The organism is Subdoligranulum sp. DSM 23681 (assembly GCF_057005535.1).
Genome location: NZ_CM168050.1, coordinates 587,886 through 610,900, shown reverse-complemented (window position 1 = coordinate 610,900; position 23,015 = coordinate 587,886). Strand labels below are relative to the sequence as shown.

25 protein-coding genes and 2 tRNA genes are annotated in these 23,015 nt (G+C 59.4%); 25 read left to right on the top strand and 2 right to left on the bottom strand.

Annotated elements, in window-relative coordinates; genetic code table 11:
- The first annotated feature begins 74 nt into the window (after positions 1-74).
- The 5 genes from AC127K_RS03020 to AC127K_RS03000 all read left to right on the top strand — a co-directional run bounded on the left by AC127K_RS03020 (position 75) and on the right by AC127K_RS03000 (position 3,808).
- Entirely contained in the window at positions 75-1,091 is a 1,017-nt protein-coding gene (locus tag AC127K_RS03020; RefSeq protein WP_483721516.1) for an ATPase P, read from the top strand.
- 125 nt (positions 1,092-1,216) lie between these two features.
- A complete protein-coding gene (locus tag AC127K_RS03015) occupies positions 1,217-1,552 on the top strand; it encodes a hypothetical protein (RefSeq protein ID WP_483721515.1) in 336 nt (111 codons plus the stop codon).
- The gene (locus tag AC127K_RS03010; RefSeq protein ID WP_483721514.1) at positions 1,549-3,249 is read left to right on the top strand and encodes a phage minor capsid protein; all 1,701 of its coding nucleotides are present in this window, start codon (positions 1,549-1,551) and stop codon (positions 3,247-3,249) included. Before AC127K_RS03015 ends, AC127K_RS03010 begins: the two co-directional genes overlap by 4 nt.
- A complete protein-coding gene (locus AC127K_RS03005; RefSeq protein WP_483721513.1) occupies positions 3,239-3,448 on the top strand; it encodes a hypothetical protein in 210 nt (69 codons plus the stop codon). The genes AC127K_RS03010 and AC127K_RS03005 overlap by 11 nt, the downstream gene beginning before the upstream one ends.
- Before the next feature lie 132 nt (positions 3,449-3,580).
- Positions 3,581-3,808, top strand: a complete 228-nt coding sequence (locus tag AC127K_RS03000) for a hypothetical protein (RefSeq protein ID WP_483721512.1) — start codon at positions 3,581-3,583, stop codon at positions 3,806-3,808.
- A 134-nt stretch (positions 3,809-3,942) separates the two neighbouring features.
- Here the strand turns inward: AC127K_RS03000 and AC127K_RS02995 are convergent.
- Positions 3,943-4,018: transfer RNA gene (locus AC127K_RS02995), tRNA-Lys, on the bottom strand.
- Between the two features lie 197 nt (positions 4,019-4,215).
- Here AC127K_RS02995 and AC127K_RS02990 point away from each other — a divergent pair.
- From AC127K_RS02990 to AC127K_RS02935, 12 genes are all read left to right on the top strand, one after another.
- Entirely contained in the window at positions 4,216-5,010 is a 795-nt protein-coding gene (locus AC127K_RS02990; protein WP_483721511.1) for a YhfC family intramembrane metalloprotease, read from the top strand.
- 81 nt (positions 5,011-5,091) lie between these two features.
- On the top strand, positions 5,092-6,558 hold the full coding sequence (locus AC127K_RS02985) for an MBOAT family O-acyltransferase (RefSeq protein WP_483721510.1): 1,467 nt from the start codon (positions 5,092-5,094) through the stop codon (positions 6,556-6,558).
- A 13-nt stretch (positions 6,559-6,571) separates the two neighbouring features.
- The gene (locus tag AC127K_RS02980) at positions 6,572-7,555 is read left to right on the top strand and encodes a hypothetical protein (protein ID WP_483721509.1); all 984 of its coding nucleotides are present in this window, start codon (positions 6,572-6,574) and stop codon (positions 7,553-7,555) included.
- A gap of 355 nt (positions 7,556-7,910) precedes the next feature.
- The gene (locus AC127K_RS02975; RefSeq protein WP_483721508.1) at positions 7,911-9,143 is read left to right on the top strand and encodes a 6-phosphofructokinase; all 1,233 of its coding nucleotides are present in this window, start codon (positions 7,911-7,913) and stop codon (positions 9,141-9,143) included.
- 139 nt (positions 9,144-9,282) lie between these two features.
- Positions 9,283-9,359: transfer RNA gene (locus AC127K_RS02970), tRNA-Val, on the top strand.
- Between the two features lie 131 nt (positions 9,360-9,490).
- Positions 9,491-9,658, top strand: coding sequence for a hypothetical protein (locus AC127K_RS02965; protein ID WP_483721507.1), 168 nt, complete (start codon positions 9,491-9,493; stop codon positions 9,656-9,658).
- A gap of 96 nt (positions 9,659-9,754) precedes the next feature.
- Positions 9,755-10,879, top strand: a complete 1,125-nt coding sequence (locus AC127K_RS02960; RefSeq protein ID WP_294540958.1) for an ABC transporter ATP-binding protein — start codon at positions 9,755-9,757, stop codon at positions 10,877-10,879.
- On the top strand, positions 10,876-11,745 hold the full coding sequence (locus AC127K_RS02955; protein WP_294540956.1) for a carbohydrate ABC transporter permease: 870 nt from the start codon (positions 10,876-10,878) through the stop codon (positions 11,743-11,745). The genes AC127K_RS02960 and AC127K_RS02955 overlap by 4 nt, the downstream gene beginning before the upstream one ends.
- Positions 11,745-12,677 (top strand): carbohydrate ABC transporter permease, encoded by a 933-nt coding sequence (locus AC127K_RS02950; RefSeq protein ID WP_483721506.1) that lies wholly within the window; start codon positions 11,745-11,747, stop codon positions 12,675-12,677. Before AC127K_RS02955 ends, AC127K_RS02950 begins: the two co-directional genes overlap by 1 nt.
- A 75-nt stretch (positions 12,678-12,752) precedes the next feature.
- Entirely contained in the window at positions 12,753-14,168 is a 1,416-nt protein-coding gene (locus tag AC127K_RS02945) for an ABC transporter substrate-binding protein (protein ID WP_483721505.1), read from the top strand.
- Positions 14,169-14,240: 72 nt separating this feature from the next.
- Positions 14,241-14,975 (top strand): glycerophosphodiester phosphodiesterase, encoded by a 735-nt coding sequence (locus AC127K_RS02940; RefSeq protein ID WP_294540952.1) that lies wholly within the window; start codon positions 14,241-14,243, stop codon positions 14,973-14,975.
- 5 nt (positions 14,976-14,980) lie between these two features.
- Positions 14,981-15,829, top strand: coding sequence for an HAD-IIA family hydrolase (locus AC127K_RS02935; RefSeq protein ID WP_483721504.1), 849 nt, complete (start codon positions 14,981-14,983; stop codon positions 15,827-15,829).
- An 87-nt stretch (positions 15,830-15,916) separates the two neighbouring features.
- Here the strand turns inward: AC127K_RS02935 and brnQ are convergent, their stop codons facing one another.
- On the bottom strand, positions 15,917-17,260 hold the full coding sequence (gene brnQ, locus AC127K_RS02930; protein ID WP_483721503.1) for a branched-chain amino acid transport system II carrier protein: 1,344 nt from the start codon (positions 17,258-17,260) through the stop codon (positions 15,917-15,919).
- A gap of 159 nt (positions 17,261-17,419) precedes the next feature.
- Here brnQ and AC127K_RS02925 point away from each other — a divergent pair, with 159 nt between their 5' ends.
- The 8 genes from AC127K_RS02925 (at position 17,420) to AC127K_RS02890 (ending at position 22,987) form a co-directional block, all read left to right on the top strand.
- Complete coding sequence (locus tag AC127K_RS02925; RefSeq protein WP_483721502.1) at positions 17,420-18,256, top strand: SDR family oxidoreductase; 837 nt, start codon at positions 17,420-17,422, stop codon at positions 18,254-18,256.
- Between the two features lie 104 nt (positions 18,257-18,360).
- The gene (locus AC127K_RS02920; protein WP_294540944.1) at positions 18,361-18,933 is read left to right on the top strand and encodes an SGNH/GDSL hydrolase family protein; all 573 of its coding nucleotides are present in this window, start codon (positions 18,361-18,363) and stop codon (positions 18,931-18,933) included.
- Positions 18,930-19,340, top strand: coding sequence for a peptide deformylase (locus AC127K_RS02915; RefSeq protein ID WP_483721501.1), 411 nt, complete (start codon positions 18,930-18,932; stop codon positions 19,338-19,340). Before AC127K_RS02920 ends, AC127K_RS02915 begins: the two co-directional genes overlap by 4 nt.
- A gap of 36 nt (positions 19,341-19,376) precedes the next feature.
- The gene (locus AC127K_RS02910; RefSeq protein WP_483721500.1) at positions 19,377-20,093 is read left to right on the top strand and encodes an SDR family oxidoreductase; all 717 of its coding nucleotides are present in this window, start codon (positions 19,377-19,379) and stop codon (positions 20,091-20,093) included.
- Positions 20,090-20,557 (top strand): flavodoxin domain-containing protein, encoded by a 468-nt coding sequence (locus AC127K_RS02905; RefSeq protein ID WP_483721499.1) that lies wholly within the window; start codon positions 20,090-20,092, stop codon positions 20,555-20,557. Before AC127K_RS02910 ends, AC127K_RS02905 begins: the two co-directional genes overlap by 4 nt.
- Positions 20,554-21,012 (top strand): metallophosphoesterase family protein, encoded by a 459-nt coding sequence (locus AC127K_RS02900; RefSeq protein WP_483721498.1) that lies wholly within the window; start codon positions 20,554-20,556, stop codon positions 21,010-21,012. The genes AC127K_RS02905 and AC127K_RS02900 overlap by 4 nt, the downstream gene beginning before the upstream one ends.
- Positions 21,009-21,512, top strand: a complete 504-nt coding sequence (locus AC127K_RS02895; RefSeq protein ID WP_483721497.1) for a DUF6933 domain-containing protein — start codon at positions 21,009-21,011, stop codon at positions 21,510-21,512. Before AC127K_RS02900 ends, AC127K_RS02895 begins: the two co-directional genes overlap by 4 nt.
- Positions 21,513-21,682: 170 nt before the next feature.
- Complete coding sequence (locus AC127K_RS02890; protein WP_483721496.1) at positions 21,683-22,987, top strand: radical SAM protein; 1,305 nt, start codon at positions 21,683-21,685, stop codon at positions 22,985-22,987.
- Positions 22,988-23,015 lie beyond the last annotated feature (28 nt).

Below are 23,015 nucleotides of genomic sequence, written 5' to 3'. Positions count from 1 at the left end.
TGAGAGCCGGCCGCTGTTCAAAGGCGGCCGGCTTTTGTGTTGGCGCATCTTCCACACAAGCGAGGTTTTCCGCCATGATCTTCAAACCCTATCCTCTCAGCACCTCCCGCCTGGAACCCTGGGAACTGGAAATTGACAAAAAGAACTGCCGCAAGATTGGTCCCTGCGGCCTGGGCAAAAAGGCACTGTACCTGAACAGCTTTTTCATCGACCGCCGCTATTACATCCCCATCTCGGCGGTGCAGCGGGTGTTCAAGCGGGTGGCCATGAGCCGCGGCGGCTACACCGGAAAAGGCGTGTTTGCCAGTATGCCCTACCTGGTGGTGGTGTATGACAACGGGCAGCAGAAGCAGTGCAACTTCAAGCATGAGGAGCAGGTGGACGCCTTCCTGGAAAAGCTGGCAAAGGAGCAGCCGCAGATCAAGCTGGTCAGTGCCGCGGCCGAAGAACGGCTGGCCAAGCGGCAGGCCGAAAAAGAGGAAGCCGAACGCAGACGTCCGCCCCTGACACCCCACGGCCAACAGGTGGTGAAGGAACTGCAGCAGGCCATTGATTACCTGGAACAAAAGCCGGAACTGAGCAGCGCCTTGAGCCGTGCGGCACAGCGCAGGCGCGCCTATGAGCGCTCCAGCCCCAGCTACCGGTGGGTGGCCATGGCTATCACGGCCCTGGGGTTTGCGGGGATCGTGTACGGGTTATGGTCCCTGCTCATGGGCAAGGGCGGTTTCAGCGTTTACTTTGCCCTGTTCGGGCTGGCGGCTGTCTTTACCTTTGCCGGATTCAGTGTGCTGCCCACCGCCCGCAACAACCGTGGCAGCATCCTCAGGCAGGAAAAGACGTCCATGGACGATATGGAACAGTACCTGTCTTCCCTCCAAAACTTCCCGGTGCCGGTCCGCTACGCCCATCCCATTGTGCTGCGTCGCATGCAGCGGGCGGTGCTGGACGGCAGGGCCAACTCCGCGGAGGAAGCCCTGGAGGTGGTCAAGCAGGATCTGAAAGCCCTGAATGCCGGCGTGCAGGTGGAACAGGAAGAGTACGACGAGGTCGTGGCCATCAAACCCATGTTCCTCAACGCGCAATATCAGTAAAAAGTTCAACAGCCCCGCAGATGGAGACATCTGCGGGGCTGTTTTTTGTTTCGGAGATGGTCCGGCGTCTTGCTCCGTTTTTCCCGGGGGCCAGATGCCGTTCAAGAACGTTTCAGAAAGGTGCTGTGGAAATTGCCTCAGCTTTTAGCTGCACCGATTGCATACATCAGCTGGCCCAGACCGCACTGGCTGCGGCGGACATCCTGGCCGGAAAGATGCCGGGGACATATAAGGCCACCGTCAGCTTCGGGGAATACGGTGCCCCCGACTTCGACAGCCGGGTCAAGACGTTGTCCAGCGCGGCCACCGGCGGCATCATGAGCGTGCAGGCACAGGTGGATGAACTGTGGGGGTCCAGCAAGGATGACGATTGGAAAGCGGCGGAAGTGCGGCGCATCCTGAACGAGCGCGGCATTGCCGAACTGGAAGAGCCGGCCCTGGGTGGGGATAGCCTGAAATGACCGCCCGGGAAATCGCGGATCTCTTTGCCGACCTGGAACTGCGGCTGATCCAGTCGCTCAAGCGCAACCTGCGGCGCCACAAGGATCAGGAAAAGGCGGAGGGCGGCAAGGGCGGCGTCCCCGAATCCTGGCCCGCCTGGCAGGCTGAGAAGCTGCGTAACCTGAACAAGTTCCGCCAGCAAAACCAGAAGATCGTGGACGAGTTCTCCTCCAGCATCGACGCCGAGACCCGGACCATGATGGAAGAGCAGTTCGCCGAGGCGGACGGCAGTGAGCAGGCTTTCTTCGGCGTCAATGCCGATAAGGTAGGGGCGCTCATCGATGAGATGACCGCCACAGAAGCCGACGTGCAGAAGGCGGCCTTGCGGTATATGGACGACGTGTACCGGCGCACCATCCTGCGGGCGGACGCGGCTCTGACTGCCGGCGGCGTCACCATGCAGCAGGCGGCGGATCTGGCGGTCAAGGATTTCCTGGTGCAAGGCATCACCTGCATCCGGTATAAGAACGGGCGCCGGGTCAATATCGCCACCTATGCCGAGATGGCGCTGCGCACCTCCAACACACGGGCCATGCTGCTGGGAGAGGCCCAGAAGCGGGAGCGCATAGGCATCGATACCGTGCTGGTCAGCCAGTGCGGCGCCTGCAGCGATACCTGCCTGCCCTGGCAAGGGGTGGTCTACATCGATGATGTGTGGCAGCCGTACAGCGGAGAACGAACCCCCGGCGGGAGCTATGGCGTCAGCCGCAATGGCCGCAGTTATATGCTGCTGAGTGTAGCGGTCAAGGCCGGTCTGTTCCACCCCAACTGCCGCCACACGGTGGGGACCTGGATCGAAGGCGTCAGCCGTCGGCCCAAGCCCATGGACAAGGCCAAAATCGAGGCGGTCAACAAGCTGGAAGCCAAACAGTGCCGTATGGAACTGAAGGTGCGCGAGGACAAGCGGCTCGTGGAAGGTACCCAGGACCCGGACAAGGTGAAGGAGTACAAGGAGACCCTTCGCCGGGACCAGAAGGCACTGCGTGAGTTTGTGAACGAGCACGGCGACGTGCTGCGCCGGGACCGCTGGCGGGAGCGGAATGACCTTCCGGGAAGCTCCATGCCGGCAGACAAGGGGCGATATGCGGGCAAAGTCTCTGATACGGGACGCACCGATGGAGAACTGCCGAAACAAATCGGAAAGCTGCCGGAAATGTCCGACGGGCATGCCAAGGCTTTCCTGCAGGAAGTAGAAAAGCGTACGCATGATCTGCCCCATGAGGAGGACTATACAATCCTGCGGGATGGAACTGTTTGGAGAACAAAGGGAACCACCGCTTCTGTACACCCGGAAACCATCCAAAGCGAATACGGGCACACATTGAAAGGGTCCTACTCCTACCATAACCATCCGGCCAAAAGTACCCACTATTCCATGAGCGGTGAAGATGCTGGTTTTTTCCTGGAATATGAGGTACAATATTCCCAGGCAAGTGATGACCGTTACATTTACTTCATGGAGCGGACCCCCGAAACGCTCCTTGCGAAGTATGAAGACGTTACTGGACGGTTCAGGGAAATCCTGGATGGTCCTGTAAGGGAGATGGAATTCTACGGTCGTATTGATCCCGATACGGACGAATATCACGAGGCGATGAAACTGCTTTCTCAGGAATACCGGTTCCGCTATGAAAGGGTGGTGCGCGATGATCGATAAAAACAGTCCGAACTTTTCCGCCTATCGAAAGGAGGCGGAAGCATTGTTTGCGGAGTACGATAAAAAGATCGAAGCCCGCCGCCCGCCGGAAGGATACCGGGGCCGCGATGGCTGGGACACCGCGGACTTGTGCCGGGAGCGCAGCCAGAAGCTGAAGCAGCTGCAGGAAAAGTATGGATTTGATAAGGAGGGACAGTAGGATGGGGCGCAGGATCACACTGCGAGAAGCCCACGGAAAAAACGTCCGCATTACCATGGATGACGGCGCTGTCTTTGAAGGGCTGGCATAAGTCTGCCGGTGTGCTCCGGTAGAGAATGAAAGGAGAAAACCATGCAGGAAGAGAATAATCCGGTCATCCAGACCGAGACCAGCCCTGTGCAGGAACTCTGGCAGAACCTGGCGGCCCTCATCAAGGTCAAGACCATAGTGACCCTGGTGGTCATTGCGGTGTTTGCGGTCATGGCCCTGACCGGCCAGCTGCAGCCCGACACGGTGATGACCATCGTCACCATGGTGGTGGCATTCTACTTCGGTACCCAGAGCCGTAGGGAAAAGTAAAAATGAAAATAGGCAGACATTCCTATTGGAACGTCTGCCTATTTTTTTAGTAGTCAAAAAGTAGTCAAAAGCGAAAACAATAAAAAAAGAAACAACGATAACGACCAAATAATGGCTCTCTATCGTTGTTTCTTTGGTGCGCCCGCAGGAACTCGAATCCTGGACCCTCTGATTAAAAGTCAGATGCTCTACCAACTGAGCTACGGGCACTTATCCGCTGCTTTATATAGCTTTAACATTATAGCAAACGAACGGAAGGTTGTCAACTGTAATTTGCGTATGGCAGCCCTTTGCCGCAAAATTGACAGGTGCGGCACGGTGCGGTATAATGAGGCATAATTTAGAGGATCGTCTAAATGATACCCGTTCGCGGGCGGCGGTCTCGGATAAAGAATGAGGTGCTTTGTATGCCTACGTCGGTTCCTTTTCCTTCGGTGGCCTGTGCCATGCTCAGTCTGCTGGTGATTTTTGGCGTGCCCATCGGCCTTGGCATTGCGGTGAACCGCAAGCATAAGGGCAGCGGCTATGCCATCATGATCGGCGCGTTCTGCTTTATTGTCAGCGCCTATGTGCTGGAACAGATCCTGCATGGCCTTGTGTTCACCGCTTTTCCCAATATCCGGGACAATATCGTGGTGTTCTGCCTGTACGGCTGCCTGACGGCCGGTCTGTTTGAGGAAACGGCCCGCCTGCTCGGCCTCCGTATGCTGTGCCGGAAAGACAAATCTCCCGCGGTGGGCTTTGCCTATGGTGTGGGCCACGGCGGTATCGAGGCCATTCTGCTGGCAGGACTCACCATGGTCAACAACCTCATGGTCATGTATGCCATCAACAGCGGCAATACCGACAGCCTGCTCACCGGCCTGGAAGGGGACCAGATCACCCTGGCCCAGGAGCAGCTGGCCCAGCTGGCGGCGGTGCCCGCCACCCAGTGGCTGGCCGCCGGCTTTGAGCGGCTGTGTGCCATCGGGCTGCATCTGGCCCTGTCCATGCTGATCTGGATGGTGGTCACCCGCCGTCTGCCCGCCTGGGGCTATCCCGCTGCCATCGGCCTGCATGCTGTATCCAACCTGCCTGCCATGCTGTATCAGGCCGGTGTGATCGGAGTCTGGCCCACGGAATTCGCCACGCTGATCCTGGTGATTCTGGTGGCGCTTCTGGTTCGTCAGCTTTATCTGCACGCGGAACCTGCCCGCCTTTAAGTAACCGTTCCTTTCTGATGCTGTCCTCGCCGTATTGTCCGGCGGGGACACCTTTTTGTTATCACAACAAGGAATTGTCTCATGCTGTTTAATTCTCTGGCCTATGCGGTCTTTCTGCCCCTGGCCGTTCTGGTTTATTTTCTGCTGCCCCAGCGCTGGCGCTGGGCGGCACTGCTGGGCTTCAGCTATTACTTTTACATGAGCTGGAACCCGGAACTCATTGTGCTGATTCTCTTCACCACCGTGGTCAGCTGGCTGGCCGCGCTGGCCGTGCAGCACGCCGCACGCCCCGGTCTGCGCAAGGCCGCGCTGTGGAGCGGTGTGGGGTTGTGTCTGGCCTGTCTGTTCTTTTTCAAATATTTCAACTTTTTCTCTCAGAACGTCACGGCGCTGCTGCAGGCGGTGGGGCTGCCTCTGCAGCCCACCACCCTGGAACTGGTTCTGCCGGTGGGCATCAGCTTTTATACCTTCCAGACCCTCAGCTATGTGGTGGACGTCTACCGGGGAGACCTGCAAGCCGAAGGGCATTTCGGCTACTATGCCCTGTATGTCAGCTTCTTTCCTCAGTTGGTGGCCGGCCCTATCGAGCGTGCCGGCAGCCTGCTGCCCCAGCTGCATCAAAGGCATGATCCGGACCTGGGCAATTTCAGCGCCGGCCTTCGCAAGATCTGCGTGGGGATGTTCAAGAAAGTGGTCATTGCCGACTTTGTCTCCACCTATGTGAACAACGTCTATAACGATCTGGCAGGGAAGGGCGGCCTGACCCTGATCCTGGCCACCATGCTGTTCAGTGTGCAGATCTACTGCGACTTCTCCGGCTACTCCGACATTGCGGTGGGCAGTGCCCGACTGCTGGGCATCGACCTGATGGAAAACTTCCGCAGCCCGTACATGGCCCGCAGCGTCAAGGATTTCTGGCGCCGGTGGCATATCAGCCTGACCCGCTGGTTTACCGATTATGTGTACATCCCCCTGGGCGGCAGCCGCTGCAGCCGGGGGCGGCATCTGCGCAATCTGGTGGTGACCTTTCTGCTCAGCGGCCTGTGGCACGGGGCCAGCTGGACCTTTGTGCTGTGGGGACTGTATCACGGCCTGTGGCTCTGCGCCGAGACCTTCTACCTGCCCCGCGTGGAGGCCCTGCAGAACCGCCTGCAGGGCGCCCGGGCCGCGGCTTTCTCGGTCCTGCGTACCATGGTCACCTGCTGCATCGTCGGCTTCGGCTGGATCTTCTTCCGGGCCAACGATCTGTCTGATCTGGTATATGTGCTGACCCATCTGGGGCAGGGACTCAGCCCGGTGCACCTGCTGGCTTATGCAGGGGCGGCGGGGCTTACGCCGGCGCTGCTGGGGCTGGCCTTTGCCCTCATGGCAGCCCTGCTGGTCTATGACTGGTACGCCGCCTACCGCACCGACCCCCTGCGCGCCATCTGCCGTGCCCGTCCCTGGCAGCGGTATGCTTTTTATTATCTGCTCTGCTTCGGAGTGCTGGCGGCACTTTGTTCCCGCCCCTTCGGTGCCACCGCCGATTTCATTTATTTCCAGTTCTGACAGGGGAGGCACTATGACAAAACAAGCATTCGCCGGCTATCTGGGCAAACTGCTGGTCTTTCTGCTGGCACTCTGCCTGCCCTTTGCCCTGCTGATCGGTTGTATCGGTTTCGTGCCCGAAACCACCCAGCAGAGCCTTCTGTATACCCTGCATTACAAACTGGACCTGCTGCGGGACACCCCCGGCGGTGACCGCATCCTCATTGCAGGCGGTTCCTCCACCGAGTACGGCACCGACTGTCAGGCCATTGCTGACGCCACCGGCCGGCCCACCTACTGCGTGGGGGTGACAGCCTATCTGGGGGTGGATATGTACCTAAACATGCTGGAGCGCTACGCCCAGCCGGGGGATACGGTGATCCTCATGCTGGAACATCTGATGCTCCGGGACACCGGGGTGGATTATCTGGTGCTGTGGCAGGCCTGCGGAACCGACCCGGATGCCTGGGCCTGCGTGCCGCCGGACCTGTGGCTGGGGGCGGCGGCCAGTGCCGGACGGTATCTGGCCCAGCGCTGGCCCAGTGACTGGACTCCCTTGCAGGGCCTGCACTGGACGACATATGACTACGCTCCCGGCCAGACGCCCCACAGTGATGACTTCGGTCCCCTGGGGGATGTGGTCACCCCGCGCACCAACATCCTGGAACACAAGTACAACACCCAGGACATGGTTTCCCTCGGTGCGGAAATTCTGGATCAGGATAACCTGCGGGCCATCCGCCGGTTTACCAAAACCATGGAACAGCGCGGGGTGACGGTACTCTTCAGCCACGCGCCCCTCAATGCCCTGTGCGTGACCAGCAGTGCGGAAGACAATGCCGCCTATGCCGATGCAGTGCGGGAAGAACTGGGCCTGCCGGTGCTGGTGGATTATCCCGATGCCGTCATGGACGCCGGATACTTCTATGACAGCAACAACCATCTGAACAGTGAGGGCGCCGCCCTTTATACACAAAAATTGATTGAGGGCCTGAAGGACAGCGGTCTGACGGCCTGATTCTAAAAAAGCCCGTTCCTGCGCCTTTTGTGCAGGGACGGGCTTTCACTTTCCGCTCCATGGGAAGAGGCGGCGGGGGAAGGGAAACGTGCAGAAAAGCAATTTTTACAATGCTGAAAGCGGGGGCCTTTCACTCCGCGGAGAGCCTTGCTGTTCCGCTGAGCGGAACGACTGGAAAAGGCAAAATTCAACATACGGAACGGCGTTCCACTCAGCGGAACACTTGCCTTGCACAAAGGGAAATATCCGGTTGCCAACTCCCACAATGGCCAAGAGCGGGCGGAAATGCTACACTGAATACAAGGAAAAGGTCCGGCAGAGATCGAGTGCCGGAAAGAATTACGGGAGGTTCAATATGGCAAAAAATGCGATTGTGGGTCAGTCTGGCGGTCCGACTTCGGTCATCAATGCCAGTCTGGCGGGTGTGTTTGAGAGCTGCAAGCGCCGCGGCGCGGAAAAGGTCTATGGCATGATGCACGGTGTGGCCGGACTGCTGGAGCGCCGTGTCTGCGTCCTGGATGAAAAGCTGACCTGCGCCATGGACATCGAACTGCTCAAGCGGACGCCTTCCAGCTACCTGGGCAGCTGCCGCTACAAGCTGCCCGACTGGCACACGCCGGAAGGGGAGCAGGTGTATCAGCAGCTGTTTGCCATCCTGAAGGAACTGGACATCGGGTACTTCTTCTATATTGGCGGCAACGACAGTATGGACACCATCGGAAAGCTGGCCGATTACGGCACCCATATCGGCAGCGAGATCCGCTTCATGGGTGTGCCCAAGACCATCGACAACGACCTGATGGTCACCGACCACACCCCCGGTTACGGCAGTGCCGCCAAGTACATCGGCGTGGTGATGAAGGAGATCATCCGGGACGCCACCGTCTACGGCACCAAATACGTGACCATTGTGGAGATCATGGGCCGCAACGCCGGCTGGCTGACCGCCGCCGCCGCTCTGGCCCGGGCCGAGGACTGCGAGGGCGTGGATATGATCTGCCTGCCCGAAATCCCCTTCAATGTGGACCGCTTTGTGGAAAAGGTGGAGCGCATGCAGGCCAAAAAGCCCAGCATTGTCATTGCCGTGTCCGAAGGCGTCAAGCTGGAGGATGGCCGCTACGTCTGCGAGCTGGCCGACGATGTGCACGCGGTGGACGCTTTCGGCCACAAGGCCCTGACCGGTACCGCCCGCTTCCTGGCCAATACCGTGGCCCGCCGCCTGGATACCAAGACCCGCTGCATTGAGCTTTCCACCCTGCAGCGCTGCGCCGGTCACCTGACCAGCCGCACCGATATCACCGAAGCCTACCAGGTGGGAGGTGCCGCCGTCAAGGCCGCATTTGAAGGCCATACCGGCGAGATGGTGGCCATCAAGCGTATCTCCAACGCGCCTTACCAGTCCACCACCGAGCTGCATCCCATCAGTGAGGTGGCCAACCTGGAAAAGAAGGTCCCGCTGGAATGGATCAACGCCGACCACACCGACATGATGCCGGAGTTCATTTCCTATGCCATGCCCCTGATCCAGGCCGAACTGACCCCCATTTATGTGGAAGGCCTGCCCCATCACATCTATCTGCCGGAATAATGCCGGCCCGCTGAGCCAGCCTCCGCCCCTGCCTGCGCTTTGCCTGTGCGCCGGCGGGGGCATTTTTTCTTTGTGAAAAAAATCCGGTTTCATGCTTGACAAACATCCCGGCATGCGCTATAATAACACATGTCGTTACGGATGATTAGCTCAGCTGGTTAGAGCGCTGCGTTCACATCGCAGAGGTCGAGGGTTCGAGTCCCCCATCCTCCACCAGACACATGCCCCGGTCATGGACCGGGGCGTTTTTATTTTCTTCATAACCCAAAAAGGGCCCGCCGCAGAAAGTTTGCTCTGCGGCGGGCCTTTTTTGATGGAAAAATTTCCCGCAGGGGACAGAGGCCCCCTTGCATGCCAAAGAAAAGAATTTGTCAACTTCCGGCAAGGAAAGTGGGCTGCCGGGTAAAGCAACGGTAAAAGGCAGGGGAGAAAGACCGGACACAAAAACAAAATTTAACGTATCTGTGCATAAAGCTGCGTGCTGGAATGTTTTCGGAGATTTTACGGAATCATGAACGACAAAGCCCATCCGATTGCGGTATCATATCCAACGGGCACAAAAAGCGCCCTTCTGTCAGTGATTGTTACCGGAGGAGGAAACGGGATCTTCTATGGCTGAGATCGTATTGAAAGATGTATGCAAAGTGTTCGAGAAGAACCAGTATGCGGTAAGTGATTTTTCCCTGCGTATCCGTGACGGGGAGTTTGTGGTTTTTGTGGGGCCTTCCGGCTGCGGCAAATCCACCACCCTGCGGATGATCGCCGGATTGGAGGATATCTCCAAGGGCGAGCTGTGGATCGGGGATGAGCTGTGCAACTACGCCGAACCCGGGGAGCGGGACCTGTCCATGGTGTTCCAGAACTATGCCCTGTACCCCCAGATGTCGGTGTACGACAACATGGCCTTCTCTTTGTCGGTGCGCAAGGTCCCCAAAAAGGAGATCCGCCGCCGTGTGGAGGAAACCGCCGAGATGCTGGGCATCTCCAACCTGCTCAACCGCCGTCCGTCGGCTCTTTCCGGCGGCCAGAAGCAGCGGGTGGCCATCGGCAGCGCCATCATGCGCAAGCCAAAAGCCTTCCTGATGGACGAGCCCCTGTCCAACCTGGATGCCAAGCTGCGCACCCACATGCGGGTGGAACTGGCGGACCTGCACCACAAGCTGGGCATCACCACCATCTACGTCACCCACGACCAGACCGAAGCCATGACCCTGGCCGACCGCATCGTGGTCATGAAAGCGGGGTACATCCAACAGGTGGCCACCCCCATCGACCTGTACAACCATCCCACCAACATGTTTGTGGCGGGCTTCATCGGCTCTCCGGCCATGAACTTCCTGCGGGGACAGGTCAAGCGGGCCGGCAAAGGCGCCGCCTTCCTCACCGAAGGGGGCGAGATCTTCCCCCTGACCGAGGACCAGGCCCATGTGCTGTGGCCCCAGCATGACAACCGGGCCCTGGTGCTGGGCATCCGGCCGGAGGATATCTGCGCCGCGCCTGCCCGCGGCAAGGTGTACGGCGAGATGAAGGGGACCGTCACCGCCTGCGAATCCCTGGGCAACGAGGCCATCGTTCATCTGGAAAACGAGGACGGCGAGTTTGCTGCCCGACTGGACCCGGACCATGGTGCCCGGGCCGGTGAGCAGGCCACCCTGTATCTGAATATGGCCAACGCCCACTTCTTTGACGGCGAGACCGAACAGAATCTTTTCTATCAGTGGAGGAACGAAGCATGAAATCCTTTGCGGAAAAACTCAAGGGCTGCAGCCCTTATGCCTACCTGATCCCCTGTTTTGCCATCTTTGCCATGTTTCTGTTCTACCCCTTTGTCAAGACCATCTACCTGAGCATGTTCCTGACCGACAAGCTGGGGCGGGCCAAGATCTTTGTGGGGGCCCAGAACTACATCGACCTGCTCACCTCCGAAAGCTTTTACAACAGCATCATCGTCACCCTGATCTTTGTGGTCATCGTGGTGTTCGGCAGCATGCTGCTGGGGCTCATCGCGGCGGTGCTGTGCAGCAAGACCTTCCCGGGCATCCGGGCTTTCAGCACCTCCTACGCCCTGCCCATGGCCATTGCCTCCAGCGGCGCGGCCATGATCTTCAAGGTCATCCTGAACCCCACCATCGGCCTGTTCAACAAGGTCACCGGTCTGGACATCAACTGGATCAGCGACCCCCGCTACGCCCTGATCTGCGTGGCCGTGCTCACTGCATGGCTGAACAGCGGCATCAACTTTCTGTACTTCTCCGCGGGTCTGGGCAACATCGATGAATCCATCTACGAGCGCGCTTCGGTGGACGGCGCCAGCGGCATCCAGAAGTTCTTCCGCCTCACCCTGCCGGGTCTGAGCCCCATCATGTTCTACACCCTGGTGGTCAACATCATCCAGGCCTTCCAGTCCTTCGGCCAGGTCAAGATCCTGACCCAGGGCGGCCCCGGCGAGTCCACCAACCTGATCGTCTACTCCATCTACCGCGACGCCTTCTTCAACTACAAGTTCGGCAGCGCGGCGGCGCAGTCCGTGATCCTGTTCCTCATCATCATGGCGCTGACGCTGGTCATGTTCAAGGTCGAAAAGAAGGGAGTCAAATACTGATGGATACCACCGCAACTCTGAAAAATCCCACCGGCGCCACCCTCCGCCGTGCCGATTACACCCAGGAGGAACTGGCCGCCCTGCACCGCCGCATGGGTCTGGCGGCTCTGCGCCGCCGCCGCATCCGCACCGGCGTGCTGATCGTGCTCAACGTGATCATGGCGCTGTTCATCCTCTTCCCGCTGCTGTACGCGGTCAGCGTCTCCCTCATGCCCGGTGAGGAACTCTTCACCATGGAGATGAATTTGCTGCCAAAGCATCCGGATTTCGGCAACTACATCCGCGCCTGGACCCAGGTGCCCCTGCTGCGCTTTGTGCTCAACTCCTTTATTGTGGCGGGCTGCATCACCCTGGGCCAGATCATCACCTGCTCCCTGGCCGCCTTTGCCTTCTCCTTCCTGAACTTCAAGGGCAAAAATCTGCTGTTCATGCTGGTCATGGCCACCATGATGGTCCCCGGGGAAGCCACCATCATCTCCAACTACCTGACCGTCAGTTCCCTGGGCATCCTGGACACCTACCTGGTGCTGATCCTGCCCTCCCTGACCTCCGCCATGGGCATCTTCCTGTTCCGCCAGTTCTACATGACCTTCCCCATGTCCCTGTATGAGTCCGCCAAGCTGGACGGCTGCGGCAACCTGCGGTTCATCGTCAGCATCCTGCTGCCTCTGACCAAGTCCGCCATCGGTGCCATGTCGGTGTACACCTTCATCAACGCCTGGAACATGTACATGTGGCCGCTGCTGGTCACCGGCTCCCAGGAGATGCGCACCGTCCAGATCGGCATCAGCATGCTGGACAACACCGACGCCCAGTCGGTCACCCTGATGATGGCCGGTGTGGTTTCGGTCATCATTCCCAGCATGGTCATCTTCATTGCCGGCCAGAAGCAGCTCATCAAGGGTATGTTCTCCGGCGCCGTCAAGGGCTAAGTTCGCTGTTGCGGCGGGATATCCCGCCTGACATAGATTTCTGTTGACAAATGTGATATTGTAGGAGAGTGTAAGATGAAAGCCAAAAAGATCCTGGCCGGCCTGATGGCCGCCGCCCTCGTTGCCGTGCCCCTGGCGGGCTGCGGTTCCACCCAGAACAGCACCGCCACCGCCGACACCGCCAGCACGGCGGCTGACGCGGAGGCCCAGGCCGCTGCCCAGCTCATCGGGGACGACTTCAACACCCTGGACACCACCGGCACCACCATCACCTTCTGGCATTCCATGGGCGGCGTCAACGGCGAAGCCATGACCGCCCTTGTGGACAAGTTCAATCAGGAAAACCAGTACGGCATCACGGTGGAAGCGGTCTACCAGGGCAGCTACGATGACGCCATCAACAAGCTCAAGAGTGCCCAGATCGGCAACATGGGCGCCGACCTGGTCCAGATCTACGACATCGGCACCCGCTTTATGATCGACTCCGGCTGGGTCATCCCCATGCAGCAGCTCATTGACGCTGCCGGGTATGACCTGTCCCAGATCGAGCCCAACATTGCCGCCTACTACACCACCGACGCGGGGCTGTATTCCATGCCCTTCAACTCTTCCACCCCGCTGCTGTACTACAACAAGGATATGTTTGATGCTGCCGGCATCACCGAAGTTCCCACCAGCCTGGACGAGATCGCCGAGGTGGGCGACCAGCTGAAGGAGAAGGCCGGCACCCAGGAAGTGCTGGCCATGAGCGTGTACGGCTGGTGGTTCGAGCAGTTCCTGTGCAAGCAGGGCCTGGAAATGGTGGACAACGGCAATGGTCGCACCGCCCCTGCCACCAAGGTGGTCTTTGACGAGAACGGCGGCGCCCTGAATATCCTCAACGCCTGGAAGAAGCTGTACGATGAAGGCTACGCCCCCAACGTGGGCCGCAGCGGCAGCGATACCGCCACCACCGACTTCACCTCCGGCAAGGCGGCCATGATGCTGGGCTCCACCGCTTCCCTGAAGCAGGTCCTCCAGGATACCGGTGACTCCTTTGAGGTGGGCACCGCCTACTTCCCGGCGGTCAGCGCTTCCGATGAAGGCGGCGTGTCCATCGGCGGCGGTTCTCTGTGGGCACTGAACAACAACGACCCCGTCAAGCTGGCCGCCACCTGGCGCTTCATCGAGTTCCTGATCTCCCCCGAATCCCAGGCTTACTGGAACGCCCAGACCGGTTACTTCCCGGTGACCACCGCCGCAGCGGATGAGGAAGTGTACAAGCAGAACATGGAGCAGTATCCCCAGTTCCAGACGGCCATCGACCAGCTGCATGATTCCGCGCCCCAGTACGCCGGCGCCCTGCTCAGCGTCTTCCCCGAATCCCGCCAGATCGTGGAGACCGAGATCGAGGAGATGCTCAACGGCAGCCAGAGCGCCGAGGACGCCGTCAAGGCCATCACCGAGCAGGTGAACGACTCCATCGAGAATTACAACCTGATCAACGGATAACCCGTATAGAGAGCACTGACCGGGAAAGGCACGGCTTTTCCCGGTTTTTGTGCAGGAAAGGAAACTTGGTATATGAAAAATGTGAAAGTATACGCCCATCGCGGCGCCAGTGCCTACGCGCCGGAAAACACCCTGCCCGCCTTCATTCTGGCCGAAAAGCAGGGGGCCGACGGCATCGAACTGGATGTGCATCTGACCAAAGACGGGGAACTGGTGGTCATTCACGACGAAAAGCTGAACCGTACCACCAACGGAATCGGCCTGGTGAAAGATTACACTCTGGCCGAACTCAAGACCTTCTGTGCGGATAATGGCATGACCGGCTATGAGGAGGTCCGCATTCCCACTTTGCGGGAGGTGCTGGAGCAGGTCAAGCCCGGTAAAATGCTGGTGAACATCGAGCTCAAGACCGGCATCCTGTGGTATGAGGGCATCGAGAAAAAGACCCTGGACCTGGTGGCCGAACTGGGCATGCAGGACCGCATCATCTACTCCTCCTTCAACCATTACAGCATCGCCGAAGTGCGCCGTCTGGACCCGGACGCCCAGACCGCCTACCTCTTCGGGGACATTCCCTGCGATATGGAGCAGTATGCCGCGCAGCGGGGCGTAGGCGGACTGCACCCCGGCCTGTACTGCGTCAAGATGGGCAGCCTGCTCCGGACCTACCTGGACAGCGGTCTGGCCGTGCGGGTCTGGACGGTCAACGGGGAGGAGGACCTGCGCTGGCTCATGGAGGAAGGCGCCGATGTCATCACCAACGACCCCAAACTGGCCCTGGCGGTGCGCAGCCGTCTGGGAGAGTGACTCCCATGAAAAAGCGCCTGTTCCTGCTGGACATTGACGGCACCATCTGCCGGGGCAATGCCCTGATCCCCGGGGCAGGGGCGTTTCTGCAGGCGGTGCGGCGCAGCGGCGGCAAGTTTGTCTTCATCACCAACAACGCCACCCGGGGAACGGCGGATTATATCCGCTTTTTCCGCACCCTGGGGGTGGAGACCACCCCGGACAACTACCTGACCGCCGCCTACGCCACCATCCGGTATCTGAAAGAACACTATGCCGGACAGCATATCTATGCCCTGGCCACCGACTCCTTCATCCGGGAATGCCGCCAGAACGGCCTGAATATCACCACTGATGCCTCGGACAAGGCCATCACCTGCGTGCTGGTCTCCTACGACAATGCTCTGAACTATGAGAAGATCAAGGATGTCTGCCTGCTGCTGACCACCCGCCAGCTGGATTACATCGCCACCAACCCGGACCTGGTCTGCCCGGTGGACTTCGGGTATCTGCCGGACTGCGGCGCCATCTGCAACATGATCGAGACCGCCACCCACCGCAACCCCAAATTCCTGGGCAAACCGGAACCGGCCATGGTGCAGTATGCCCTGCAGAACACCGGCTGCACCCCGGCGGAAGCCCTGGTGGTGGGGGACCGTCTCTACACCGATATCGCCTGCGGTCTGCGTGCCGGGGTGGACACCGCTCTGGTCCTCAGCGGGGAAGCCACCGAAGCCGACGTGGCGGCCAGCGCCGACAAGCCCACCTGGATCTTCCCCTCGGTGGCCGAACTGCGGCAGGCTTTTCTGCCGGACCCGGCCTTGCATGGAGCCCGGGTTTCCGCCGCCATACCCGCTGCCCGCGCCTGCGTCTGACGCATATCGTCCCATACAAAAACACCCCTCTGCTGCAAAAGCGCTGCGGCAGAGGGGTGTTCTTTGTGGGGATGGATGTAAGAAGATTCAGGCTGTCCGGCGGACCCGGCGCAGCGCCAGCCCGATGACCAGTCCGAGGATGGCAGGGCAGACCCAGCCGAATCCCAGTTTGCACAACGGCAGCCAGTTTTCGGCGGCGTTCACCAGCGGTTCCAGGTGAAGCAGTGTGCGGGTGGTTTCCGGCAGGGTGCGCAGCAGGTCGATGATGGCCGCCGCCATGGTGAAACCGATGGCCCACCGCAGTACGCCCCGGTCATTGCCGAAGAGCCCGCCGCCCAGGGTGAGCAGGATCAGCACAATGGACAAGGGGTACAGGAACATGAGCACCGGGGTGGAGTAGGCCAGGATGGCGTTCAGGCCCAGGTTGGCAATCAGGAAGGAAACCACACAGAACCCGATGGCCCACACCCGGTAGGAAGGTCCGGCAGGGAACAGCTGCACAAAAGTTTCGCTGCAGCTGGTGATCAGGCCCACCGCCGTTTTCAGGCAGGCCAGGGTGACGGTGGCGGCCAGGATCAGGGCACCCACGCCGCCGAAGTAGTGCTCGGCAATCAGGGCCAGGGCCTCGCCGCCGTTGGCCGAAACCGGGAACACGCCCCGGCTCTGGGCGCCCATCACAATGACCAGCACATAGATCAGCCCCATGAACAGGGAACTGAACAGTCCGGCCAGTACGGTGCTCCTGGCCACCGCGCCGGGTTCCTCCACCCCCAGGCTGCGGATGGCATTGACCACAATGATGCCGAAGGCCAGACTGGCCAGGGCATCCATGGTGTTGTACCCTTCCAGGACCCCGGCGGTAAAGGCGTTGGCGGCGTAGCTGCCGGAAGGCTCTACCAGGCTCACATCTCCCAGCGGTGCGGTCAGGGCGCGCACCACCAGCACGGCCAAAAAACAGAGAAACAGCGGGGTGAGCACTTTGCCCACCCAGGTCAGGATCTCTCCGGGCCGCAGGGAGAAGAAGAGCACCGCCCCGAAAAAGACCAGGGAAAAGATGGCCAGCGCCGCGCTGCCGCCCTGGGGCAGCAGACGCTCAATGCCCACCGTGTAGGAGACGGTGGCGCAGCGGGGAATGGCGAAAAATGGCCCGATGGTCAGGTACAGGACACAGGTGAAGAAAAATCCGTATCCCCGGCCCAACCGGCTGCTCAGGGCAAACAATCCTTCCTTGCGGCTGATGCCCAGGGCGGCCACACCCAGCAGGGGCAGGCCCACACCGGTGATCAGCAGTCCCGCCGATGCCCACCACAGGTCCCGCCCTGCCATCTGCCCCACGGCGGCGGGAAAAATCAGGTTGCCGGCGCCGAAAAACAGCCCGAACAGCATGGTGGCCACGGTCAGCAGCTGACGCAGCGTCAGTTTTTTCATCATAGAGTTCCTCGTACTTTCGTAATCGTTGTGTCCCATTATACCCTATGGCAAAGGAGCGGGTAAACCCCGGATAGCCAAAAAACGGCCCCTGTGGTACAATGAAAAAAATGCAACTGCCTGGTGAATTTTTTCCCTCCCCCGGCAGAAAGGAGTTTCCCGATGAAACGTGTTCTTTTGACCGGTTCCGGCGGGTTTGTGGGGGCCCGGGTGATGGCGCAGCTGGCCGGAAGGCTGGAACTGATCCCGGCGCCCCGCGGCCTTATGGCCCGGGCCACCGAATCCGACATCGCCCGCCTGGTGGCCGAAACCTGCCCCGATGCCATCCTGAACACGGCGGCATTGTCCGATACCGGTTACTGTGAAGCCCACCCGGAAGAATCTTATCGCGCCAATGTGCAGCTGCCGCTCTGGCTGGCCAAAGCGGCGGCAGGGCAGGGGAGCAAGCTGGTGGCGTTCAGTTCCGACCAGGTCTATGCCGGCGTGGAGCTGCACGGCTCTCTGTCGGAAGAACTCCCGCTGACGCCCGCCAACGTCTACGGCCGCCACAAACTGGAGATGGAACAGCGGGTGCTGGACGCTCTGCCGGATGCGGTGCTGCTGCGGGCCACCTGGCTGTATGATCTGCCCGGGTACGGTCTGCCCATCCGGGGCAACCTGCCCTTGAATCTGCTTCACGCCGCCCTGCACGGCCAGTCCCTGACCTTCTCCCCCGGAGATTACCGCGGTGTCACCTATGTGCGTCAGGCGGTGGAAAACCTGCTGCCCGTGCTGGAACTGTCCGGCGGGGTCTATAACTTCGGCAGCGAAAACGACCTGGATATGCTGGAAACGGCCTGGCGGTTCTGTGCAGCCCTGCAGGTGGCGCCCGAACTTGTACCGGGGGACCGTGCCCGCAATCTGTCCATGAACACTGCCAGGGCCCGCAAGGGCGGCGTGGTGTTTGATGATACCGCGGACGGGATCCGGCGCTGCCTGCGGGATTACGGCCTGCGGTAAAGCGGCAGGCAGACACGGCCCAACGCAGCGCCGGTCTCTTTGTCGTACAAGTTTCGGCAGGACTTCCTGACTGCAAAGAATAAGTTACAAAAAGGGGGATGACCATGAGGATACTGATGCTGGGCAACAGCCTGACTTTCACCAACCGTATGCCGGAGCTTCTGGCCGGACTGACCGGTGCGGAGGTGGTGCAGCATACCCGCGGCGGTGCGCGGCTGGCGGAACAGCTGAACCCGAAGACCCGGCTGGGCGCCATGACCCGGAAGGCACTGACGGAGGAGCACTGGGACTATGTGGTGCTGCAGGAGATGAGCCATGGCCCGATCACCACGCCGGAGCGATTCTTTTCCAGTGTGCGGCAGCTCTGTGAGAAAATCCGGGCAAACGGGGCCGTGCCGGTGTTGTATGCCACCTGGGCCTACCGACGGGATGGGGCCGAACTGGCCGACAAGGGCTGGACCTATGAGGAAATGGCTAAGGGATTGTCCGACGCCTACCGGCAGGCCGCTCGGGAGAATCATGCGCTGCTGGCGGATGTGGGCAGCCGGTTCAGTGCCTTGTCCCAGACCAGGGACCTGTATGAGTTCGACGGGGTTCACCCCAATGAAGAGGGAGCCCGTGTGGCGGCCGAGACCATTGCCGCTGTCATCAAGCAACAGGAGGAGACCAAAAAATGATACGGGATATCTGCCGGGACGAGTCGTTCCTGGCCCAAAAATCAGCGCCGGCCACCCCGGCGGACCTGCCGGTGGCAGAGGACCTGCTGGAAACGCTGGAACATCATCAGGCGGGCTGTGTGGGCATGGCCGCCAATATGATCGGGGTCAACAAGCGCATCATTGCCTTTGACAACGAGGGCCGTTATATGGTCATGTTCAACCCGGAGATCATCCAGAAAACCGGACCCTACCAGACAGAGGAAGGATGCCTGTCCCTTACCGGGGTACGTCCGGCCAAACGGTGGAAGAGCATCAAGGTCAGGTGGCAGAATGAAAAATTTCAGCAGCGAATCAAAAAGTTCACCGGATGGACAGCCCAGATCATCCAGCATGAAATCGACCACTGTGACGGCATCATCATCTGAGTCGGACGCAGAATGACCGAGAATAAGGAGCAAACCATGTTTACAAACAAAGTGGCTGTTGTCACCGGCGGTGCCAAAGGCATCGGCAAAGCCATTGCGGAGGAATTCCGCAAGGCGGGGGCAAAAGTCTGCATCATTGATCTGCTGCCCAACGGGTACTATGTGGGGGATCTGGCCGACCAGCAGGTCCTGGAGTCCTTTGCCCGCAAGGTCGTGGAGGACCATGGCCATGTGGATTACCTGATCAACAACGCCCTGCCTTTGATGAAAGGGCTGGATTCCTGCAGTTATGAGGAGTTCAACTACGCCCTGCGGGTGGGGGTCACGGCGCCGTTTTACCTGACCAAACTGTTTGCGCCGCACTTTGCCCCCGGCGCTGCCATCGTGAACATCTCTTCCTCCCGGGACCGCATGAGCCAGCCCGGGACCGAAAGCTATACGGCTGCCAAGGGCGGCATATCGGCCCTGACCCATGCCCTGGCTGTGAGTCTGGCAGGGAAAGTGCGGGTCAATTCCATCTCTCCCGGCTGGATCGACACGGACTATACCGTGTACCAGGGCCCCGATGCGTTCCAGCAGCCGGCGGGGCGTGTGGGCAACCCGCTGGATATCGCCAACATGGTGCTGTATCTCTGCTCCGACAAGGCGGGCTTCATCACCGGCGAAAATATCTGTATCGACGGCGGCATGACCCGCCAGATGATCTACCACAATGACTTCGGATGGACTTTGCAGGGAGGCGATGCACAATGAAAATGGCCGTTTGTTACTATTCCCGCCACCATGGCAATACCCTGAAAGTGCTGCAGGCCATGGCCCGGGAAACGGAAATGGACCTGATCGACGTGACCGTCTGCCGGACCGTCCGGCTGGAAGACTACGACTGCATCGGGTTTGCCGCGGGAATCTCCGGCTTTGAATTTCAGAAAGCGGTGGTGGATTTTGCCCGACAGTATCTGCCGGCGGGCAAACCGGTCTTTTTTGTCTACACCTACGGCGGAGCCAAGGGCAGCGGGACCAGGTCCATCGCTGCGGTCGCCGAAGAAAAGGGCTGCCCCGTATGGGGTGAATTCGGCTGCCGGGGCTACTGCACCTTCGGACCTTTCCGTCTGGTGGGCGGCGTTGCCAAAGGGCACCCGGATGCTCGGGACCTGGAGGATGCCCGACAATTCTGCCGGGACCTCCTGCAGCGTCATAACGGAGGCAACCGGATATGAAGATCGCCATTCTGTCCGACACCCATGGCCTGCTGCGGCCGGAGGTCAAGGAGATGCTGAAAACCGCCGATGTCATCCTTCATGGGGGTGATATCAACAAACCGGAGATCGTGGAAGAACTGCGCCGGTATGCACCTGTGCATGTTGTCCGCGGCAATAACGACAAGGAGTGGGCCGCGGACATTCCCCACGACCTCACCCTGACGCTGGATGGCGTGACCTTTTACATGGTCCACAACAAAAAGGAACTCCCGGCGGACCTGAGCGGGGTGGACGTGGTGGTGTTCGGTCACTCCCATAAGTATGTGCACCAAGAGCGGGATGGGCACCTGTGGCTCAACCCGGGCTCCTGCGGACCCCGCCGTTTTCATCAGGAAATCACCATGATGATGGCGGAGGCAGAAAACGGGCAGATCCGGGTGGAAAAAATCACCATTCCCCACGAGGTACCATGATGGAACTGGGACTGACGTTTCCTCTGCAGCGGTTTCTGAAGCTGAAACCGCCGGACTACGGTACCCAGCCGGACCGGCGCTTCTGCTGGGACCTGCACGGGATCGAACTGCGGGGCCGCAAATGCCTGCTGGCGGTCCATTGCCACAGCCGGTATACCTTTGTGCGGTATGATGTGCCGCCGCTGCTCTGGGCGGACCTGCCGGCCCTGTTCCGGACGGGTTTGCGGGAAAGCCTTCTGGCCGCCGGATTCCCGCCCGAAAGTGTGACCGGGTATCTGCAGGCGGCGGGGGAGGATGTCCTGACCAGGACCCATGGCCGCCGGGAGGTGGCTTTCCTGAACCGGGCATGGGAGGACGTGCTGGCAATGGAGACATTCCTGGACCCCGCATCCGGCGGCCAGCCGCTGCTGGACCATGCGGTCAACACCTGTCCCAGCCGCTGCGTGGGATCCCCGGGGCAGGGGAGAGGTCTGGATCGTCTGGCTGCCTTGCTGTGCTGAAAACTGCCCAAAGCCCCGGCAGAAAAAACAACTGTACCAGCAATTGACTTGTTCGGGTTCATTGGATACAATGAATGTAAATAGTTGGTTTTATTGTTATCCTGTGAAGATGGTCACATTTCAGGCCATCCGGACTTTTCAAGCGGTGCTGTCCGCAGGGAGGGCTGCCGATGCAATATTCAAAGTACAACCATTTGTGTGAACTCAAAGGCGATTCCCACGCCTATCTGCTGTATAATTTCCTGGCGGGTGCGCTGGTCAAACTGGATGAAGAACACAAGCGTTTGTATGAAGGCATTCTGGAAACAGAGGGACACGATGATGTCCGTGCCTTTTTGCTGAAGAATGGGTTCCTCATCGACAATTTTGACGAGCTGAACTATCTTTTGCTCGGGAACAAGCTTACCTGTACCGACAGTGAACTTCTCTCCGTGCTGATTGCCCCGACGCTGTCGTGCAACTTCCGGTGCCCCTATTGTTTCGAGCGCCACGGCAGCGGCATGATGGACGAAAAAACGCAGGATGCCATCATCCGGTTTATTGAGAAGTCCATCCAGGAGCATCATCACAAGCAGCTTTTTGTGTACTGGTTCGGCGGAGAGCCGCTGCTTGGGATTGATATCATTGACCACATGGCGCAGCAGCTCTTGTCACTTGCCCATAAATACGGTGTTTCCTATACGTCCGCCATGTCCACGAATGGATATTTCCTGACGCCGGAGAACATGGCCATTTTGGAGCGGGCCCAGGTTGGCCGCATCCAGATCACTCTGGACGGCATGAAGGAGACCAACGATGCAACGCGTGTCCTTGCCAATGGCGAAGGATCGTTTGATGTCATCATCTCCAACCTGCGCCGGATGAAGACGCCCATTCAGATTCAGATCCGCAGCAATCTGCACAAGAAAAATGCGGAGGAATTCACACAGCTCAAGCAGCTGATCAATTCCATTGCAGCGGAAAACGGAGTGAACATGTCCGCCTATGGCGCCCACATGGCGAAATATGAATTCAACAACGAGAATGTGGATGACATGGTTCTTTCCATGCAGGAATTTTCCGGCGTACTTAAGAAAAACGGCATTATGGGAAACAGCAAGGCAAACCGCGCGCGATTTGCTTTTTGCGATGCGGCCAAAGTGTATTCCTATTGTTTCGATGAGAAGGGGAATATGTACAAATGTTGGAATGATATCGGGACGCCATCCCGTGCCTACGACAACGTTTTCTCGGCAATGGAGACAGGGCTTGAGCTCTCTTCCGTGAATGCGACTGCCTTCCTGGCCCGCAGTTTCCCGGATGACCCCGAATGCTTGGCTTGCAAAGTTCTTCCGCTGTGTATGGGAGGATGCATTCTGAAACGCGTCTGGGAAAAACAGAAGACATGTTCTCCTGTCAAATATGACATGGACGACTATGTCAACAAAAAATACAGCCTGAGTGTCGGCGCGGATGTTGCGGATACCGGCAATTGACCGAATCATCAGAACAGAAAATGTCCGA

Excerpts from the sequence above, each read along its gene's own strand:
- AC127K_RS02900 (WP_483721498.1), top strand. The coding sequence starts at position 20,554 with ATGAAGATCGCCATTCTGTCCGACACCCATGGCCTGCTGCGGCCGGAG.
- AC127K_RS03005 (WP_483721513.1), top strand. The coding sequence starts at position 3,239 with ATGATCGATAAAAACAGTCCGAACTTTTCCGCCTATCGAAAGGAGGCG.
- brnQ (WP_483721503.1), bottom strand. The coding sequence starts at position 17,260 with ATGATGAAAAAACTGACGCTGCGTCAGCTGCTGACCGTGGCCACCATG.
- AC127K_RS02955 (WP_294540956.1), top strand. The coding sequence starts at position 10,876 with ATGAAATCCTTTGCGGAAAAACTCAAGGGCTGCAGCCCTTATGCCTAC.
- AC127K_RS02985 (WP_483721510.1), top strand. The coding sequence starts at position 5,092 with ATGCTGTTTAATTCTCTGGCCTATGCGGTCTTTCTGCCCCTGGCCGTT.
- AC127K_RS03000 (WP_483721512.1), top strand. The coding sequence starts at position 3,581 with ATGCAGGAAGAGAATAATCCGGTCATCCAGACCGAGACCAGCCCTGTG.
- AC127K_RS02940 (WP_294540952.1), top strand. The coding sequence starts at position 14,241 with ATGAAAAATGTGAAAGTATACGCCCATCGCGGCGCCAGTGCCTACGCG.
- AC127K_RS02905 (WP_483721499.1), top strand. The coding sequence starts at position 20,090 with ATGAAAATGGCCGTTTGTTACTATTCCCGCCACCATGGCAATACCCTG.
- AC127K_RS03010 (WP_483721514.1), top strand. The coding sequence starts at position 1,549 with ATGACCGCCCGGGAAATCGCGGATCTCTTTGCCGACCTGGAACTGCGG.
- AC127K_RS02920 (WP_294540944.1), top strand. The coding sequence starts at position 18,361 with ATGAGGATACTGATGCTGGGCAACAGCCTGACTTTCACCAACCGTATG.
- AC127K_RS03020 (WP_483721516.1), top strand. The coding sequence starts at position 75 with ATGATCTTCAAACCCTATCCTCTCAGCACCTCCCGCCTGGAACCCTGG.
- AC127K_RS02945 (WP_483721505.1), top strand. The coding sequence starts at position 12,753 with ATGAAAGCCAAAAAGATCCTGGCCGGCCTGATGGCCGCCGCCCTCGTT.
- AC127K_RS02890 (WP_483721496.1), top strand. The coding sequence starts at position 21,683 with ATGCAATATTCAAAGTACAACCATTTGTGTGAACTCAAAGGCGATTCC.
- AC127K_RS02960 (WP_294540958.1), top strand. The coding sequence starts at position 9,755 with ATGGCTGAGATCGTATTGAAAGATGTATGCAAAGTGTTCGAGAAGAAC.
- AC127K_RS02910 (WP_483721500.1), top strand. The coding sequence starts at position 19,377 with ATGTTTACAAACAAAGTGGCTGTTGTCACCGGCGGTGCCAAAGGCATC.
- AC127K_RS02895 (WP_483721497.1), top strand. The coding sequence starts at position 21,009 with ATGATGGAACTGGGACTGACGTTTCCTCTGCAGCGGTTTCTGAAGCTG.
- AC127K_RS02950 (WP_483721506.1), top strand. The coding sequence starts at position 11,745 with ATGGATACCACCGCAACTCTGAAAAATCCCACCGGCGCCACCCTCCGC.
- AC127K_RS02925 (WP_483721502.1), top strand. The coding sequence starts at position 17,420 with ATGAAACGTGTTCTTTTGACCGGTTCCGGCGGGTTTGTGGGGGCCCGG.
- AC127K_RS02990 (WP_483721511.1), top strand. The coding sequence starts at position 4,216 with ATGCCTACGTCGGTTCCTTTTCCTTCGGTGGCCTGTGCCATGCTCAGT.
- AC127K_RS02980 (WP_483721509.1), top strand. The coding sequence starts at position 6,572 with ATGACAAAACAAGCATTCGCCGGCTATCTGGGCAAACTGCTGGTCTTT.
- AC127K_RS02975 (WP_483721508.1), top strand. The coding sequence starts at position 7,911 with ATGGCAAAAAATGCGATTGTGGGTCAGTCTGGCGGTCCGACTTCGGTC.
- AC127K_RS02915 (WP_483721501.1), top strand. The coding sequence starts at position 18,930 with ATGATACGGGATATCTGCCGGGACGAGTCGTTCCTGGCCCAAAAATCA.
- AC127K_RS02935 (WP_483721504.1), top strand. The coding sequence starts at position 14,981 with ATGAAAAAGCGCCTGTTCCTGCTGGACATTGACGGCACCATCTGCCGG.